General features: G+C 68.9%; 16 protein-coding genes. 11 read left to right on the forward strand and 5 right to left on the reverse strand.

The genetic code is table 11. The features are described 5' to 3' along the window. Positions 1-51 precede the first annotated feature (51 nt). The 9 genes from FBR43_RS15695 to FBR43_RS15735 all read left to right on the forward strand — a co-directional run bounded on the left by FBR43_RS15695 (position 52) and on the right by FBR43_RS15735 (position 6,504). Positions 52-501, forward strand: a complete 450-nt coding sequence (locus FBR43_RS15695) for an RrF2 family transcriptional regulator (protein WP_136943954.1) — start codon at positions 52-54, stop codon at positions 499-501. After that, on the forward strand, positions 501-1,964 hold the full coding sequence (sufB, locus tag FBR43_RS15700; RefSeq protein WP_136944290.1) for a Fe-S cluster assembly protein SufB: 1,464 nt from the start codon (positions 501-503) through the stop codon (positions 1,962-1,964). Before FBR43_RS15695 ends, sufB begins: the two co-directional genes overlap by 1 nt. Before the next feature lie 124 nt (positions 1,965-2,088). Continuing rightward, positions 2,089-2,289, forward strand: a complete 201-nt coding sequence (locus tag FBR43_RS15705; RefSeq protein ID WP_136943955.1) for a hypothetical protein — start codon at positions 2,089-2,091, stop codon at positions 2,287-2,289. Continuing rightward, positions 2,289-3,032, forward strand: a complete 744-nt coding sequence (sufC, locus tag FBR43_RS15710; RefSeq protein ID WP_136943956.1) for a Fe-S cluster assembly ATPase SufC — start codon at positions 2,289-2,291, stop codon at positions 3,030-3,032. Before FBR43_RS15705 ends, sufC begins: the two co-directional genes overlap by 1 nt. Next, positions 3,032-3,406 (forward strand): hypothetical protein, encoded by a 375-nt coding sequence (locus FBR43_RS15715; RefSeq protein WP_136943957.1) that lies wholly within the window; start codon positions 3,032-3,034, stop codon positions 3,404-3,406. The genes sufC and FBR43_RS15715 overlap by 1 nt, the downstream gene beginning before the upstream one ends. Next, positions 3,403-4,482: a SufD family Fe-S cluster assembly protein gene (locus tag FBR43_RS15720; protein ID WP_136943958.1), complete on the forward strand. Its 1,080-nt coding sequence runs from the start codon at positions 3,403-3,405 to the stop codon at positions 4,480-4,482. Before FBR43_RS15715 ends, FBR43_RS15720 begins: the two co-directional genes overlap by 4 nt. After that, on the forward strand, positions 4,479-5,693 hold the full coding sequence (locus FBR43_RS15725) for a cysteine desulfurase (RefSeq protein ID WP_136943959.1): 1,215 nt from the start codon (positions 4,479-4,481) through the stop codon (positions 5,691-5,693). The genes FBR43_RS15720 and FBR43_RS15725 overlap by 4 nt, the downstream gene beginning before the upstream one ends. Beyond that, complete coding sequence (locus tag FBR43_RS15730; protein WP_394344040.1) at positions 5,690-6,151, forward strand: SUF system Fe-S cluster assembly protein; 462 nt, start codon at positions 5,690-5,692, stop codon at positions 6,149-6,151. The genes FBR43_RS15725 and FBR43_RS15730 overlap by 4 nt, the downstream gene beginning before the upstream one ends. Further along, positions 6,151-6,504, forward strand: a complete 354-nt coding sequence (locus tag FBR43_RS15735; RefSeq protein ID WP_136943960.1) for a HesB/IscA family protein — start codon at positions 6,151-6,153, stop codon at positions 6,502-6,504. Before FBR43_RS15730 ends, FBR43_RS15735 begins: the two co-directional genes overlap by 1 nt. Here the strand turns inward: FBR43_RS15735 and FBR43_RS15740 are convergent. Together FBR43_RS15740 and FBR43_RS15745 are read right to left on the reverse strand one after the other, a co-directional pair. Continuing rightward, the gene (locus tag FBR43_RS15740; protein WP_136943961.1) at positions 6,501-6,896 is read right to left on the reverse strand and encodes a PaaI family thioesterase; all 396 of its coding nucleotides are present in this window, start codon (positions 6,894-6,896) and stop codon (positions 6,501-6,503) included. The genes FBR43_RS15735 and FBR43_RS15740 overlap by 4 nt on opposite strands. Next, positions 6,893-7,261 (reverse strand): PaaI family thioesterase, encoded by a 369-nt coding sequence (locus tag FBR43_RS15745; protein WP_136944292.1) that lies wholly within the window; start codon positions 7,259-7,261, stop codon positions 6,893-6,895. The genes FBR43_RS15740 and FBR43_RS15745 overlap by 4 nt, the downstream gene beginning before the upstream one ends. A gap of 232 nt (positions 7,262-7,493) precedes the next feature. Here FBR43_RS15745 and FBR43_RS15750 point away from each other — a divergent pair, with 232 nt between their 5' ends. Beyond that, entirely contained in the window at positions 7,494-8,279 is a 786-nt protein-coding gene (locus FBR43_RS15750; protein WP_136943962.1) for a crotonase/enoyl-CoA hydratase family protein, read from the forward strand. Positions 8,280-8,289: 10 nt separating this feature from the next. Further along, positions 8,290-9,483 (forward strand): acetyl-CoA C-acyltransferase, encoded by a 1,194-nt coding sequence (locus tag FBR43_RS15755; RefSeq protein ID WP_136943963.1) that lies wholly within the window; start codon positions 8,290-8,292, stop codon positions 9,481-9,483. A gap of 184 nt (positions 9,484-9,667) precedes the next feature. On the opposite strand, the gene FBR43_RS15760 is transcribed toward FBR43_RS15755, so the two are convergent. From FBR43_RS15760 to FBR43_RS15770, 3 genes are read right to left on the reverse strand one after another with little or no spacing between them, the layout of a single operon-like run. Continuing rightward, positions 9,668-12,982, reverse strand: a complete 3,315-nt coding sequence (locus tag FBR43_RS15760) for an error-prone DNA polymerase (protein ID WP_249276636.1) — start codon at positions 12,980-12,982, stop codon at positions 9,668-9,670. Further along, a complete protein-coding gene (locus tag FBR43_RS15765) occupies positions 12,966-15,074 on the reverse strand; it encodes a DNA polymerase Y family protein (RefSeq protein ID WP_249276637.1) in 2,109 nt (702 codons plus the stop codon). The genes FBR43_RS15760 and FBR43_RS15765 overlap by 17 nt, the downstream gene beginning before the upstream one ends. Next, the gene (locus FBR43_RS15770) at positions 14,989-15,741 is read right to left on the reverse strand and encodes an ImuA family protein (protein WP_136943964.1); all 753 of its coding nucleotides are present in this window, start codon (positions 15,739-15,741) and stop codon (positions 14,989-14,991) included. The genes FBR43_RS15765 and FBR43_RS15770 overlap by 86 nt, the downstream gene beginning before the upstream one ends. Positions 15,742-15,894 lie beyond the last annotated feature (153 nt).

The raw sequence follows: 15,894 nt of genomic DNA on the forward strand, positions 1-15,894 counted from the left end.
CGCACGAGCGCCCACATGCAATCGGACGATTTCATTCCGATTGGGACCAAAGTGCGCCTCTCCGCCCAGGCCGATTATGCCGTCGTGATGTTGCAGGCCGCCGCGCGCCATTGCGGCGGCACGCGGCTGAACGCCACGCTCCTCGCGGCCGAGACGGCGCTGCCGCTGCCGACGGTGCAGAAGCTCGTCAGCCGGCTCTCGGCTGCCGGCCTGATCGAAAGCTCGCGCGGCACCGGCGGCGGCTTTCGCCTGGCGCGCCCGCCCGCCGCGATCAGCCTGGCCGAGATCATCGAAGCGATCGAGGGGCCGATCGCGCTGACGCCCTGCGTCGATGCCGGGCGCCACGATTGCGCGGCCGAGGGCAATTGCCGCGTCCAGCCGCACTGGAACGGCGTGAACGACGTGGTGCGCGGCGCGCTCGCCGCGATCAGCCTGGCGGCGCTCGCTTCCCCGATCACTATCGCCGCGCCACGTGCGCCGGCGAACGAGGTACATGCATGATGGCCACCCGCAATGCCGAGGCGCTCGCCGCCGCCAACAAGAAGTATGAATGGGGTTTCAGCTCGGACATCGAGCAGGACTTCGCGCCCAAGGGGCTGAGCGAGGAAACAGTCCGCTTCATCTCGGCCAAGAAGAACGAGCCCGAATGGATGCTCGACTGGCGGCTGAAGGCTTTTCGCCTGTGGCAGACGATGGAAGCGCCCGACTGGGCGAAGCTGAACGTCCCGCCGATCGACTATCAGGACGCCTATTACTACGCCGAGCCCAAGGCGAAGCCCAAGCTGGGCAGCCTCGACGAGGTCGATCCCGAAATCCTGCGCGTCTACGAGAAGCTCGGCATCCCGATCGAGGAGCAGAAGGTACTCGCGGGCGTCGAGGGCGAGCGGAAGGTTGCGGTCGATGCGGTGTTCGACAGCGTCTCGGTCGCCACCACCTTTCGCAAGGAATTGGAGGCCGCCGGCGTCATCTTCCGCTCGATCAGTGAGGCGATCCGCGAATATCCCGATCTGGTCCGCCAGTGGCTGGGCAAGGTCGTGCCGATGCGCGACAATTATTTCGCGACGCTCAATTGCGCGGTCTTTTCGGATGGCACCTTTGTCTACATTCCCGAGGGCGTGCGCTGCCCGATGGAGCTTTCCACCTATTTCCGCATCAACGCCGAGAATACCGGCCAATTCGAACGCACGCTGATCGTGGCCGACAAGGGCGCGTACGTCTCGTATCTCGAAGGCTGCACCGCGCCGATGCGCGACGAGAACCAGCTGCATGCCGCCGTTGTCGAGCTGGTCGCGCTCGATGATGCCGAGATCAAATATTCGACCGTGCAGAACTGGTATCCCGGCGACGAGAACGGCAAGGGCGGCATCTACAATTTCGTCACCAAGCGCGCTTTGTGCCAGGGCCGCAACAGCAAGGTGAGCTGGACGCAGGTCGAGACGGGCAGCGCGATCACCTGGAAGTACCCAAGCTGCGTGCTGAACGGCGAGAACTCGGTCGGCGAGTTCTATTCGGTCGCCGTCACCAACGGGCGCCAGCAGGCCGATACGGGCACCAAGATGATCCACAACGGCAAGGGCAGCCGCTCGACGATCGTGTCGAAGGGTATTTCGGCCGGGCGCAGCGACAACACCTATCGCGGGCTGGTGCGCGTGGCGCCGGGCGCCGAGGGCGTGCGCAACTTCACGCAGTGCGATTCGCTGCTGCTCGGCGAGCAGTGCGGCGCGCACACGGTGCCCTATATCGAGGTGCGCAATCCTTCGGCGCAGATCGAGCACGAGGCGACGACGAGCAAGATCAGCGACGACCAAATGTTCTATGCGATGCAGCGCGGGCTCGATGCCGAAAGCGCGGTGGCGCTGATCGTCAACGGCTTCGCCAAGGAAGTGCTGCAGCAGCTGCCGATGGAGTTCGCGGTCGAGGCGCAGAAGCTGCTGGGGATCAGCCTTGAGGGGAGCGTGGGGTGAACGTCATTCCTACCCGTCATGCCGGACTTGGTCCGGCATCTACCGCACAGCTTCTGGCGGCGGCGCGAGGGGAGACGTGGACCCCGGAACAAGTCCGGGGTGACGGTGAGGTGGGTCAGCGGCAGTGACCAGATTCGATCTTGCCGACACGTTAGAACGCTTCGTCGGCGATGCGCCGCACTGCGGCGATTACGAGTGGGATGACTTCACATCGGTTAAGCAGTCGCCTGAACTTGAGCCATATCGCCAACGGCTGCTGCTCCAGGGCGATGGCCTATTCGACATCGACGAAATCCGCCAAATCATCATCGAACTGAGAACCTGATGCTCGAAATCAACAACCTCCACGCCGAAATCGCCGGCAATGCGATCCTCAAGGGCCTCAGCCTCACCGTGAATGCGGGCGAGGTGCATGCGATCATGGGGCCGAACGGCGCGGGCAAGTCGACGCTCGGTTATGTGCTGGGCGGGCGGCCCGGCTATGAGGTGACCGAGGGAAGCGTCAGCTTCGACGGCGCCGACCTGCTCGAGCTCGAACCGCATGAGCGCGCCGCGGCCGGATTGTTTCTCGGCTTCCAGTATCCCGTCGAGATTCCCGGCATCTCGAACGTGCAGTTCCTGCGCGAAAGCCTTAACGCGCAGCGCAAGGGCCGGGGCGAGGCGCCGCTTTCGGGGGCCGAGTTCCTCAAGCTCGCGCGCGCGCAGGCCGATGCGCTGGGCATGGACCACGACATGCTCAAGCGGCCGGTCAATGTCGGCTTCTCGGGCGGCGAGAAGAAGCGCAACGAGATGGTGCAGATGGGCATCCTCTCGCCCCGCCTCGCGATCCTCGACGAAACCGATAGCGGGCTCGATATCGATGCGCTGCGCACCGTGGGCGACGGCATCAACCGCATCCTGCGCGCACCCGACAAGGCGGTGATCCTCATCACGCACTATCAGCGGCTGCTCGAATATGTGCGGCCCGATTTCGTTCACGTCCTTGCCGATGGGCGCATCACGCGCACCGGCGGGCCCGAGCTCGCGCTCGAGCTCGAGGCGCAGGGCTATGGAGCGCTCGCGGCGTGATGACGGCGCGACAGGGCTGGATCGGCTTCGCGCTCGGCGTAGGGCTGTGGGCGTGCGGCGCGATGATCGTGCATTTCCTGCCGTTCCTGTTCGACGGCGGCGTCGCGACGGCGGCGATGTTCGGCGTGGGCATCGTCACCAGCCTCGTCACCGTCGCGGCGGCGCGGCTGTTGGGGCAGGCGCGGGGCCCCGCGCTGGTCGCGATGATGGCGCTCGGCACCGGTGCGGCGCTGCTGCTCGACGGCATCGGCTTCGCGTTCGTGCCCGATGTCTATGCCGGCGTCAGCTTCGCGAGTCAGGCGGGGGCGGCGTTCATCATGTGGGCGGGCGGCACCGGGCTGCTGCTCGCGCTGTGGCAGGAGCGCGCGCGATGAGCATCACGCTTCCCACACGCCGCGACGAGGCCTGGCGCTGGGCCGATCTCGATACGCTCAGCGCGGCGCGCACGACGCCGCGCGCCGAGATTGGCGATGCTGCCGACCATTTCCTCGATCTCGATGGGCCGCGGCTGGTGTTTGTCGACGGCGCGTTCGATGCCGCGCGGAGCGATCCGCGTCGCGTCAGGGTGCAGGCGATTGCCGCCGAGACCGCGCATCCGCTGGGCATGCATGCCGCCGGCACCGGCTGGTCGCTCGACCTCGATGCCAGCGAGGCCGAGACGTGCATTCAGATCGCGCATTTGGGCAGCGGCGGCGAGAGCCATGTGCCGGCCACCCTTACGCTCGGCCGCGACGCGGTGGCGAGCGTGGTGGAAAGCTATGCCGGCAGCGGCTGGGCCAATCGCCTCACGCGCATCCGGCTGGCCGAAGGCGCGCGGCTGATGCGATCGGTACGGCTGGTGCAGTCGGCAGGCTTCGTGTCGCTGCGCGAGGAAGCCGAGATCGGCCAGGCGGCGAGCCTGGTCAGCATCTTTCTCGGCGCCGGCGGGATGGGAAGCCGGATCGACGGCGAACTGGTGGTGACGGGCGATGGCGGTTTCGCCGAGATGGGCGGCGCGCTGCTGACGCGCGGCGAGCAGCGGCAGGAATGTGCGGTTGCAGTGCGCCATGCGGCGCTCGACGGATCGAGCATGCAATTGTGGCGCGCCGTCGCCGCCGATCGCTCGGCCGCGAGCCTTGCCGCGCGCGTCGAGGTGGCGCGCGGCGCGCAGAAGACCGATGGCGAGCAGTCGCTGCGCGGCCTGCTGCTCGACCGCACCGCGACGGTGAACCTCAAGCCCGAGCTCGAGATCTTCGCCGACGACGTGAAGTGTGCGCACGGCGCGACGGTGGGCGAGCTCGATCGCGCGGCGATGTTCTATCTACAGTCGCGCGGCCTGCCCGAAGGCGTCGCCAAGGCTCTGCTGACGCGTGCCTTCGTCGCCGATGCGATCGATCGCATCGGCGAGGAGCCGGTGCGCGCGGCGTTCCTCGCCGATGCCGAGGCATGGCTCGCGGAGGCGCTGGCATGACGGTGCTCACCGCTGCCCGCCCACTCGACGCGCTCGCCGATTTCCCCGCGATCCCGGCGGGCTGGGCCTATCTCGACACCGCCGCCACCGCGCAGAAGCCGCAGGCGGTGATCGATGCCATCGCGCGCGGCTATGACAGCGCCTATGCGACGGTGCATCGCGGCGTCTATCAGCGATCGGCCGACATGACGCTGGCCTATGAAGCTGCGCGCCGGCGCGTGGCCGAGTTCATCGGCGCCGCCGCGCCCGAGGAATGCGTGTTCGTGCGCGGCGCCACCGAAGGCATCAATCTCGTCGCGCAGAGCTGGGCCGCGACCAATCTCAGGCCCGGCGACCGCATCATGCTGTCGCTGCTCGAGCATCATTCGAACATCGTGCCGTGGCAGATGGTCGCCGAGCGCACGGGCGCGGTGATCGACGTGGCGCCGCTGACGTCCGATCACGCGATCGATCTCGATGCGATGGCAGCGATGCTGACGCCGCAACACAAGCTGGTGGCGCTGGCGCACGTGTCGAACGTCACGGGTGCGATCCTCGATGCGCGCCGCGCCGCCGATCTGGCGCATGGCGTCGGTGCGAAGCTGCTGCTCGATGGCTGCCAGGCGGTGCCGCGCCTGACCGTCGATGTGGCGGCGCTCGGTTGCGACTTCTACGTGTTCTCGGGCCACAAGCTCTATGGCCCGACGGGCATCGGCGTGCTGTGGGCGCGTGGCGAGCTGCTCGCGGCGATGCCGCCCTGGCAGGGCGGCGGCGCGATGATCGACAAGGTGTCGTTCGCCGGCACGAGCTATGCGCCGCCGCCCGCGCGCTTCGAGGCGGGGACTCCGCACATCGTCGGCGCGCTGGGGCTGCACGCGGCGATCGACTATGTCGAGGCGATCGGCCTCGATGCCATCCACGCGCATGAATCGGCGCTGGTCGCCGCCGCGCGCGAGGCGCTGTCGGGCTTCAATTCGGTAACGCTTTATGGCCCCGAGAATTCGGCAGGCATCGTCAGCTTCGCGATCGAGGGGGTGCATCCGCACGACATCGGCACCATCTTGGACGAAGCGAAGGTGGCGATCCGCGCGGGCCACCATTGCGCGCAGCCGCTGATGGACGCTCTCGGCATACCCGCCACCGCGCGCGCCAGCTTCGGCGTGTATAACGGCCCTGCCGACGTCGAGGCGCTGGCTCGAGGCATCGAACGCGTAACACGGATATTCGGATGATGGACGGCAAGCTGAAGATCGAGGAAGTCGAAGGCGTCGAGGCGCCGCCGCGTGCGCGCGTCGATACTGAAGAAGCGCCGCAGGAGCGCCGTCGCGACTATCTCGACGGGTTCCTGGCGGCGAAGCCCGAGGGCATGGCGGCGGGGCAGCCCGGCGGCGCCACCTATGACGCGATCATCGATGCGCTGAAGGATATCTTCGACCCCGAGATTCCGGTGAACATCTACGACCTTGGCCTCATCTACGGCGTCGAGGTGACCGAGGACGGCCACGCCGTCGTCACGATGACGCTGACCACGCCGCATTGCCCGGTCGCCGAATCGATGCCGATGGAAGTCGAGCTGCGCGTCGGCGCGGTGCCCGGCGTCGGTACGGTCGACGTCAATCTGGTATGGGATCCGCCCTGGGACCCGATGAAGATGTCCGACGAGGCGCGGCTCGAACTGGGGATGCTGTGATGGCCACCACGACACGGCAGCGCCCCCAGGCGATCATGCTCACGCCTGCCGCCGAGCGTCGCGTCGCCGATCTGATGGCGCGCGCGCCCGAGGGCGCGATCGGCGTCAAGCTCTCCACCCCGCGGCGCGGCTGTTCGGGGCTTGCCTATTCGGTCGACTATGTCACCGCCGCCGATCCGATGGACGAGCGGATCGAGACGCCCGGTGGCAGCTTCTTCGTCGATGGCGGATCGGTCCTGTACCTGATCGGATCGACGATGGACTGGGTGGAGGACGACTTCACCGCGGGCTTCGTGTTCGCCAATCCCAACGCGAAGGGTGCTTGCGGCTGCGGCGAGAGCTTTACGGTCTAGGCCGCCGACGCCGATACGCGCGTGAGCATGTAGTGCATCCGCGCCGCTGCGATCGGGCGGGTACGGTCTTCCTGCCACGCCATCGCCTCGACATTCGCGATGCGTGTGCCCAGCCGGGTGACGATGCCCTGCGCCCAGGTCTCGCGTTCGCGCCCGCCGCGCATGTAATCGATCGTGACGTTGATCGGCTTGATCCGGTCGCCTTCGTCGCCCAGCGCGTGCGAGAGCGCCGCGATCGCCGCCATCTCGAGCAGGCCTGCGATCGCGCCGCCGTGGAGGAAGCCGGGCCGGCCGATTACCGCCCCGCCGAACGCCATCGTCAGCAGCGGTGGCTCGCCCGGCGCACTGGCGAGCGCGATGCCCAGCGTATCGGCATAGGGCGGCAGCTTCATGCGCCGGTACCCGTGAACATGAAGGTGCCCGCGACATGCGCGAGTGGATCGTCGGCGTCGCCGTCATGCGCCTGGCCGCGCACGAATGCGATCGATCGCGTCAGGCGGTAGCATTCGCCGCGCCCGATCACGGTGCGGCCGGGGGTGGCGGGGCGCAGATAGTCGACGCGTAGGTCGAGCGTCGCCTGCGGCACGAAGCCGCCGCGCCGGATCCACACCGCGCAGCTCGTCGCCATGTCCATCAGCGCGATGATCGCGCCCGATGCCATCACGCCGGTATCGGGCTGGCCGATCAGCCTGGCGTCATAGGGCAGCGCCAGTTCGCACCAGTCGGCAGCGTGACGCTCGTAGCGCACGCCGAGCATGCCGCCATGGCCGATGCGCGCATCGAACAGGCGTTGCAGGCTGCTGGGATCAAAGGGGATTGCCGGTGCGTCCACGCCCGCGCCTTAGGGGCGGTGCGGCGCCGTGGCAATCAGGCAGGCGGGCCTTCCCGATCGGCGGGGCTTAAGTAGCCATACCCATATGGCGAAAAGAGTTCGCATTCCAACCCGTAGCGAGCCATAGATGCCATACCCGATCTCCTACAGGTGCCTCATGAGCGATGCGCGCATAACCACCACGATCGACGGCGGCGTTGCCGATATACGGCTGGCGCGGCCCGACAAGATGAACGCGCTCGATCCCGCGATGTTCGCCGCCATCACCGACGCGGTCGAGACGCTGGGTGCGACGTCCGGCCTGCGCGCGGTGGTGCTTTCGGGCGAGGGGCGGGCGTTCTGCGCGGGGCTCGACATGGCGGCGATGGCGAGCGGCGGCATCGGTGCGCCGCTTGCCGAGCGCACGCATGGCGACGCCAATCTGTACCAGCATATCGCCTGGGGATGGCGCACGCTGCCGGTGCCGGTGATCGCGGCGGTGCATGGCATCGCCTTTGGCGGCGGGTTGCAGATCGCCGCCGGCGCCGACATCCGCATCGCCGCGCCGGCCACGCGCCTCGCGGTGATGGAGATGAAATGGGGCATCGTCCCCGACATGGCGGGCTATGCGCTGTGGCGCGGCTGCGTGCGCGACGATGCGCTGCGCGAGCTGGCCTATACCGCGCGCGAATTCACCGCCGAGGAAGGCGTGGCGCTGGGCTTCGTCACGCGCATCGCCGCCGACCCCCATGCCGAGGCGATGGCGCTGGCGCGTGCCATCGCGGCGCGCAATCCGCATGCGGTCCGCGCGGCCAAGGCGCTCGCCAATCGCGCGGCCGATGCCGACAGCGCAACGATCCTTCAGGCCGAAAGCGATGCGCAGGCGCTATTGCTGCGCACGCCCAACCAGATCGAGGCGGTGCGCGCCAATATGGAAAAGCGCGATCCCCGCTTCACCGATTGAAAGGAAGTCCATGCGCGAAGCCGCTATCGTTTCCACCGCGCGTACCGGCATCGGCAAGGCCGGGCGCGGCTGGTTCAATGCCACCGAAGCGCCGGTGCTGGGCGGGCATGTGCTGCGCTCGGCGATCGAACGTGCGGGTATCGACCCCGCGCGGATCGATGACGTGTTCTTCGGCGCAGGCAACCAGTGGGGGACGCAGGGGGCCAATCTTGCGCGCATGAGCCTGTTCGCCGCGGGCCTGCCGCAGACGGTGCCGGCGTTCAGCCTCGATCGCAAATGCGGCTCGGGCCTCAACGCGGTAGCGCTGGCGGCGCGATCGATCATCGCCGGCGATATCGACATGGCATTGGCGGGCGGCATGGAATCGATCAGCCTGACGATGAAGGACGCGCCGCGATACGTGAACCAGTCGGTGATCGCCGAAGTGCCGCATGCCTATATGGCGATGATCGAGACCGCCGAGATCGTCGCCGAACGCTATGGCATCAGCCGCGAGGCGCAGGATGCGTTCGCCGCGCAGAGCCAGCAGCGGGCCACCGCCGCACGCGACGCCGGCCGCTTCGATGCCGAGATAGCGCCGATCACCGTCGAGCAGGCGCTGTTCGAGAAGGACGGGACGCCGGCGGGAACGCGCGTGGTGACGGTGACGAGCGACGAGGGCATCCGCGCCGGCACCACCGCCGAAGTGCTGGGCGGGCTCAAGCCCGTCTGGAAGGACGGGCAGGTGGTGAAGGAGGGCAAGTATGTCACCGCGGGCAATGCCAGCCAGCTGTCGGACGGCGCCGCCGCGCAGCTGGTGATGGACCGCGCCACTGCCGAGGCCGAGGGGCTGCCGGTGCTCGGCATCTATCGCAGCTTCCAGGTGGCCGGGTGTGCGCCCGAGGAGATGGGCATCGGCCCCGTCTTCGCGATCCCCAAGCTGCTGGCGAAGGCCGGTCTCTCGATCGACGATATCGGGCTGTGGGAGCTCAACGAGGCGTTCGCCAGCCAGTGCCTCTATTGCCGCGACCATTTGGGCATCGATCCCGAGCGCTACAATGTCGATGGCGGCGCGATCGCGGTCGGCCATCCCTTCGGCATGAGCGGCAGCCGGCTGGTGGGTCATGCGCTGATCGAGGGCAAGCGGCGCGGCGTGCGCTGGGTAGTGGTGTCGATGTGCACGGCGGGCGGCATGGGCGCGGCGGGGCTGTTCGAGATCGTGTAGGCGAGCGGCTGGCGCTCCCTAGCCGTCACCCCGGACTTGTTCCGGGGTCCACGGTGCAGCGGGCGTGGTGGATTTGGGTCGCGCGCGAGGGTGCAAGCGGCGCTATGACGCTGCCATAGCGCTTCGGGCGCGGTGGACCCCGGAACAAGTCCGGGGTGACGGGAAGCGTTTGCGAAACGCAGCCTCAATGGAAGTCGCGTGATTTCTGGCGGATGGCGTCTTCGGGATCGCAGCCGTCGCGAAAGGCGGGGTGGTAGTGCGAGCGCACGCGCGGCTTCCATTCGGGATCGCCGCGATCGGGCGATCCGCCGCCGCCGGGGCGCGACAGGCGCGGCATGTCGATGTCGCCGATCGCGTGGAGCATGGGGGTATAGTCCTCGATCCGGTCGGTGATGACGTGGATCACCTGGCCCTCGCGCTGCACGCGCCCCACTACGCCAATCATCGCCGCCGACATCACGGTGCGGCGCTGCGCCTCGAACCGGTCGGGCCACAGGATCGCGTTGGCGACGCCGGTTTCGTCCTCGATCGTGATGAACAGCACGCCCTTGGCGCTGCCGGGCTTCTGGCGCACGAGGATGATGCCTGCCACCTCGACCCGTGCCCCGTCCTTCAGTCGCGCGAGATCGGCGCAGCGTGTGATGCGGCGGCGCGTGAAGGCATCGCGCAGGAAGCTGAGTGGATGCGCGCGCAGCGATAGCTGGGTGGCGCGGTAATCCTCGACCACTTCGCGCCCGGCGGTCAGCGGATCGAGCGCTACCGCAGGCTCGGCGAGTTCGGGGGTAAGGCCGCCGGCGCGCGCATCGGCGGCGGCGAACAGCGGCAGCGGCGCGGCACCCAGCCCCTTGATCGCCCAGAGCGCCTGCCGCCGGTCGAGCCCCAGCGCATGGAAGCCATCGGCGCGCGCGATCTTCTCGAGCGCCGCCAGCGGCACGCCCGAGCGGCGCCACACATCCTCGATCGAGGTGAACGGCGCCGCGCCGCGCGCCGCGACGATCGCGGCGGCATGGACGTTCGACAGTCCCGCGACGACGCGCAGGCCCAGCCGCAGCGGCAGGTAGCGCTGCCCCGTCTCCTGCTCGACCAGCGTATCCCAGCGGCTGGCGTTGATGCATACCGGCCGCACCTCGACGCCATGCTCGCGCGCGTCGCGCACGATCTGTGCGGGCGCATAGAAGCCCATCGGCTGCGCATTGAGCAGTGCCGCGCAGAAGATGTCGGGATGGTGGCACTTCATCCAGCACGAGGCATAGGCGATCTTGGCGAAGCTCGCGGCGTGGCTTTCGGGAAAGCCGTAGCTGCCGAACCCTTCGATCTGCCTAACCAGCCGGCCGGCGAAGTCGGTGGCGATGCCGTTGGCCTGCATCCCCGCCACCAGCTTGTCGCGAAAGCGGCTGACGCCGCCGGTGAACTTGAACGTCGCCATCGCACGGCGCAGCTCGTCGGCCTCGGCGGGGGTGAAGCCGGCACCGACGATCGCCACCTTCATCGCCTGTTCCTGGAACAGCGGCACGCCCAGCGTCTGTTCGAGCACATGGCGCAGTGCCTCGTTGGGATATTCGACGCGCTCGCGCCCTTCGCGGCGCTTGAGATAGGGGTGCACCATGTCGCCCTGGATCGGCCCCGGCCGCACGATCGCCACTTCGATCACCAGATCGTAGAACCGGACGGGCTTCATGCGCGGCAGCATCGCCATCTGCGCGCGGCTCTCGATCTGGAACACACCCAGCGTATCGGCGCGCTGGATCATCGCGAAGGTCTCGGGATCGTCGGTCTGCATCTCGGGGCTTGCCATGTCGATGCGCACGCCCTTGTGCGCATCGAGCAGCTCGAAGGCGCGGCGCATGCAGCCCAGCATCCCGAGGCCGAGCACGTCGACCTTCATGAAGCCCAGTTCCTCGATATCGTCCTTTTCCCATTCGATCACCCAACGGTCTTGCATCGCAGCGGGCTCGACGGGGACGAGATCGGCCAGCCGGTCGCGCGAGAGCACGAAGCCGCCGGGATGCTGCGACAGATGGCGCGGCGTGCCGATCAGCTCGCGCGCGAGTTCGAGCGTGAGCGCGATGCGCGGGTCGCCGGCGTCGAGGTTGAGCTGTTCGACATGCTCGGCGGAAACGCCCTGCTCTGACCAGCCCCAGACCTGCCCGGCGAGCGCGCCGGTCATGTCTTCGGGCAGGCCCAGCGCCTTGCCCACCTCGCGCACCGCGCCGCGTGCGCGGAAGCGGCTGACCACGGCGGTGAGTGCAGCATGATCGTGGCCATAGGTCTGGTAGATCCACTGGATCACTTCCTCGCGCCGCTCATGCTCGAAATCGACATCGATATCGGGCGGCTCGTTGCGGCTGGGCGAGATGAAGCGCTCGAACAGCAGCCGGTGCTGGATCGGATCGATCGAGGTGATGCCGAGCACGAAGCAGACCATCGAATTGGCCGCCGACCCGCGACCCTGGCACAATATCTCCTGGCTGCGCGCGAACTGGACGATCGAATTGACCGTCAGGAAATAGGGCGCGTAGCCCATCGCCTCGATCGCGCGCAGCTCGTATTCGAGCAGGTCGCGATAGGCAGCTGGAACCGCGCCATCGAAGCGCCGGTCAAGCGCGGCGCGTGACATCGCTTCCAATGCCTGTTGCGGCGTGCGGCCCGACATCACGACCTCGTCGGGATATTGGTACGAAAGCTCGCGCGGCGTGAAAGTGCAGCGCTCTGCGATCGTGCGCGTGGCGGCGATGGCATCGGGATGGTCGCGAAAGCGCCGCGCCATCTCGTCGGGCGGCATGAGGTGACGGCCGGCGATGCGCTCGCGCCGGCTGCCCAGATCGTCGATCGTGCATTTGTGGCGGATCGCGGTGAGCACGTCCTGCAAAAGCCGCCGGTCGGGATGATGATAGAGGATGTCGCCGGTGGCGAGCGGGGCGAGGCCGTGTGCACGCGCGGCGCCGGTCAGCCGGTGCAGCCGCAGCGCATCGTCGGGCCGGCGTTGCAGCGCCAGCGCGACATGGCCGCGTCCGGCACCGAAGATATCGGCCATCGCGCCGAGCGCGTGGGGATCGCCTTCATCGGCGAGGCCGGGGACGAGTGCCGCGACCAGCCCATCGGCATGGGCCGCGACATCCTCCCAGTGCAGGAAGCATTGCCCCTTCTCGCCCCGCCGGCGATCAGCGCGCAGCTTGCCCGCGGTCAGCAGGCGCGTGAGATTGCTCCAGCCGCCGCGATCCTCGGGCCAGACAAGCAGCGACACGCCATCGACCAGATCGAGCCGGCAGCCCGGGATCAGCCGGATCGGCGCGGCCTGTCGAGAGACCTGCTCGGACGCGACCAAAGCGCGCACGATCCCGCCTACCGAATTGCGATCAGTGACGCCGAGCACGTCGTGGCCCATCAGCGCGGCGGTCGAGAACAGCTCCTCAGGCGATGAGGCGCCGCGCAGGAACGAGAAATGCGTCGTGACACTCAGTTCGGCGTAGCGCATCGCGGCTTCACCCGAACAGGCCATGGAGCCACCAGCTCAGGTCGCCTGTTGCGGTGCGTTCACCGTCGCCTCGGCGGTATAGCCAGAAGCGGCGGCCGGCATCGTCCTCGACGCGAAAATAGTCGCGCACGGCATCGCGCTCGGCGCCGCGGCGCCACCATTCGCCATGGATGCGCTCGGGCCCGTCGGCGCGCGCCACGCGATAGCTTTTGCCGCGCCATGTGAAGCGCATCGGCGCATGATCGGGCAGCAGCGCCATCACGTCGTCGAGCCGCTCGGGCCGCCTGAGCAGGCGCGGCGGGCGATGCCAGCGTGGGTGCCATGCGCCGGGCGGCGCGCTGCGATCGAGCCGGCGAACATCGTCGGCATGCAGGCGGGCAGCGGGGGGCGCGGCCGTGTCGAGTGGCGGGGCCGGGGCGACCGAGCGTTCGGGTACGTCGCTTTCGACCGCGCGGTTACGCCACAGTCGCGCCATGCCGATGCGATTGGCGATGGCATCGACCAGGGGCGCCAGATCGGGCGCGGTTTCGGCATCGAGCCGTTCGACCAGTTCCTGCGGCCCGAGCGGCTCGGCACGGCGGACGTGCAGCGCCATCGCGTCGATGCCGTAGCCGGGTTCAATCTCGTCGATCCGCCGTGCGATCAGTCGCAACAGATGCGCGGGATCGCGGCTGGCGCGCGCCAGACCGATGCGCAGCCGCTGCGGCACATGATCGACACGCTCGGCCACCAGTTCGACCGCGCGCGCACCCATGCCCTGGGTGGCGAGCGCGGCGCAGAGCTGCGGCACCAGCACGCCCAGCCAGTGCGCGATCGCCTCGGCAGTGCCGATGGGTTCGAGAAAGCCCTGCCGGCAGAGGATCGCCTCACGCGGGATCACCGGATCGAGCGGTTCGGGCAGGTGGCCCAGCGCCTGGTCGAGCCGGTGCAGCACGCGGGCGAAGCGCCGCGCGATCGGCGCGCGCGGCATTGCGGCAAGCTGGCCGACATGCTCGACGCCCAGCCGCCGCAGCAATTCGAGATCGGCGGCATCGGCACGCAGCGCGGCGAGCGGCAGCGGGGCGAGCGCATCGGCCTGCGCGCGCGGCGGCACGATGACGCTGCCCTGTGCCTCGGCAAGCGACGACGTGGTGGGGCGCGTGCGACGATAGGGGCCTTCGTGGCGCGGATGGCGGATTCGGCCGGTGGGGCGCAGCCCGGCATGACGCGGCGGCGGCGGATCGAACGCCGCTGCATCGCCGGCGGGCGGCGCGCCGAAATGCGCCAGTGCCCAGGCGGCGCCCGGCGTGTCGGCGATGGCGATGCGTGCCCGATGCCCAAGCCGCGCCATCAGCCGCACGAGCCGCGCCGCCATCGCCGCCTCGCCGCCGAACAGATGAGCGACGCCGGTGAGATCGATCAGCAGCGTGTCGTCGCCCTCGACCGCGACGGTAGGACTGAAGCGCCGCGCCAGCGCGATCGCGAGGCGATGCAGCGCGTGCGCGTCACCTTCGGGATCGGCGGCATGTGCTTCGATCCCCGGCACGCTGGCGCGCGCGGCGGTGAGCGCCATGCCGGGGCGGATGCCCTGCGCGCGTGCCTGCGGACATGCGGCGATGATCTCGACGCGCGCGCCGCGCCGTGCGGTGGTGACGCGGAGTGGGGTAAGAGTTTCCGCGACATGCGAGAGATCTCTGCTTTTCGATGCGGGGCCGCACCCATCCACCTCCGCCTTCGGCGGCGGTCCCCCTCCCCGTACCGGGGAAGTTTGGGCAGGGCCGCTGGCAGCCTTCAGGCTGAACGGCACGGCGCCGCGTGCCTCGTCAGGGCGCAGCGCGCGGAAGGGATGGTCGGCGGCTTCGGCGCGGCGGCCGAGCTCGCGCATCGGCGGGCGCTGGTGCGCGGGCATGCGGGCGATCGCCTCGGCGGTGTCGGCACGCGCCCAGCGCGCGCCGGGACGCCAGCCGGGCGTGTTGGGCACCGAGCATTCGCCCACGCGCTCGGCAGCGACGGCAGCGGCGAGGCCCGAGGCGTCGATGGGGAGCGCGGCTTCAGGCGGCGCGGGGAGTGGCGTTGCCATGCGCGCCAGCCGTTCGATCGGCCATTGCGGCAGGCAGAGCGCAGCGACCCGTTTCATCGCAAGCCTCCATGATCCATTCGCCCGTCTCGCCGCCGCGCTGCCGGGCAAGCGCCACGCGCCAGCGTGGCCGGCCGACGCCCGCCACACCGCGCGGCAGCGGCGTCGAAGGTGCGCAGCCGATGCGCCAGCGCGTGATCGCCGCCGAAGGGACGGCAAGCGGATCGCCATCCACGCGGCCATGGCGCTTGAGCATCAGCGCGATCGTGCGCCCACCTTCGGCGGCCAGTTGCAGGCGGCGCGTGGCGGGCATCGCGACGCGCTTGGCCTCGCCGATCACCGCGCCCAGCCCACGGTGGCGCAATCCCTCCTCCATCAGTGCCAGCACCTCGGCATCGTCGGCGGCCTCGGCATGGATGACACGCTCGGGCGAGAGCCCCGCCTGCATCAGTCCCGGCGCGAACAGGTCGCGCCGCCGCACCACCCACAGCACCGGCCCCCAGGCGCGTGCGGCGATACCGGCGAGGAACAGCGTGGCGGCGGCATCGTCGCTGAGGTCGGCGCTTTCGCCGGCCACTTCGTGCAACGCATCGAGCCGGAGGCCGCCAGCCGCCAGCCGCGCATCGACCGCGCCCAGCCCGAACGGCAGCGCGGGGCGGCGGCGGAAACCGCTTCCCTCTATGGCGCTCAGCGTTTCGCGCAGGGCAGACAGGCGTTGGGCGGACATTACGACTCGATCGAACCAGAATGTTCCTATTCTGTTCCATGCGAGTGCAGAGTCAATGCCCGGCTTTGGCGGGGGTCTGGTAATTACATTTGAAACTTTATAACAGACTCCCAACGCGACTCCGGGCGTTGTCCCCGATACCGAGCGCGGCGA

Origin of the sequence: Sphingomonas baiyangensis, assembly GCF_005144715.1 — a bacterium.
GTDB lineage: Bacteria > Pseudomonadota > Alphaproteobacteria > Sphingomonadales > Sphingomonadaceae > Sphingomonas > Sphingomonas baiyangensis.

Coding starts and splice junctions, on each gene's coding strand:
- sufB (WP_136944290.1), top strand. CDS start 501: ATGGCCACCCGCAATGCCGAGGCGCTCGCCGCCGCCAACAAGAAGTAT.
- sufC (WP_136943956.1), top strand. CDS start 2,289: ATGCTCGAAATCAACAACCTCCACGCCGAAATCGCCGGCAATGCGATC.
- FBR43_RS15715 (WP_136943957.1), top strand. CDS start 3,032: ATGACGGCGCGACAGGGCTGGATCGGCTTCGCGCTCGGCGTAGGGCTG.
- FBR43_RS15720 (WP_136943958.1), top strand. CDS start 3,403: ATGAGCATCACGCTTCCCACACGCCGCGACGAGGCCTGGCGCTGGGCC.
- FBR43_RS15725 (WP_136943959.1), top strand. CDS start 4,479: ATGACGGTGCTCACCGCTGCCCGCCCACTCGACGCGCTCGCCGATTTC.
- FBR43_RS15730 (WP_394344040.1), top strand. CDS start 5,690: ATGATGGACGGCAAGCTGAAGATCGAGGAAGTCGAAGGCGTCGAGGCG.
- FBR43_RS15735 (WP_136943960.1), top strand. CDS start 6,151: ATGGCCACCACGACACGGCAGCGCCCCCAGGCGATCATGCTCACGCCT.
- FBR43_RS15740 (WP_136943961.1), bottom strand. CDS start 6,896: ATGAAGCTGCCGCCCTATGCCGATACGCTGGGCATCGCGCTCGCCAGT.
- FBR43_RS15745 (WP_136944292.1), bottom strand. CDS start 7,261: ATGCTCGGCGTGCGCTACGAGCGTCACGCTGCCGACTGGTGCGAACTG.
- FBR43_RS15750 (WP_136943962.1), top strand. CDS start 7,494: ATGAGCGATGCGCGCATAACCACCACGATCGACGGCGGCGTTGCCGAT.
- FBR43_RS15755 (WP_136943963.1), top strand. CDS start 8,290: ATGCGCGAAGCCGCTATCGTTTCCACCGCGCGTACCGGCATCGGCAAG.
- FBR43_RS15760 (WP_249276636.1), bottom strand. CDS start 12,982: ATGGCCTGTTCGGGTGAAGCCGCGATGCGCTACGCCGAACTGAGTGTC.
- FBR43_RS15765 (WP_249276637.1), bottom strand. CDS start 15,074: ATGAAACGGGTCGCTGCGCTCTGCCTGCCGCAATGGCCGATCGAACGG.
- FBR43_RS15770 (WP_136943964.1), bottom strand. CDS start 15,741: ATGTCCGCCCAACGCCTGTCTGCCCTGCGCGAAACGCTGAGCGCCATA.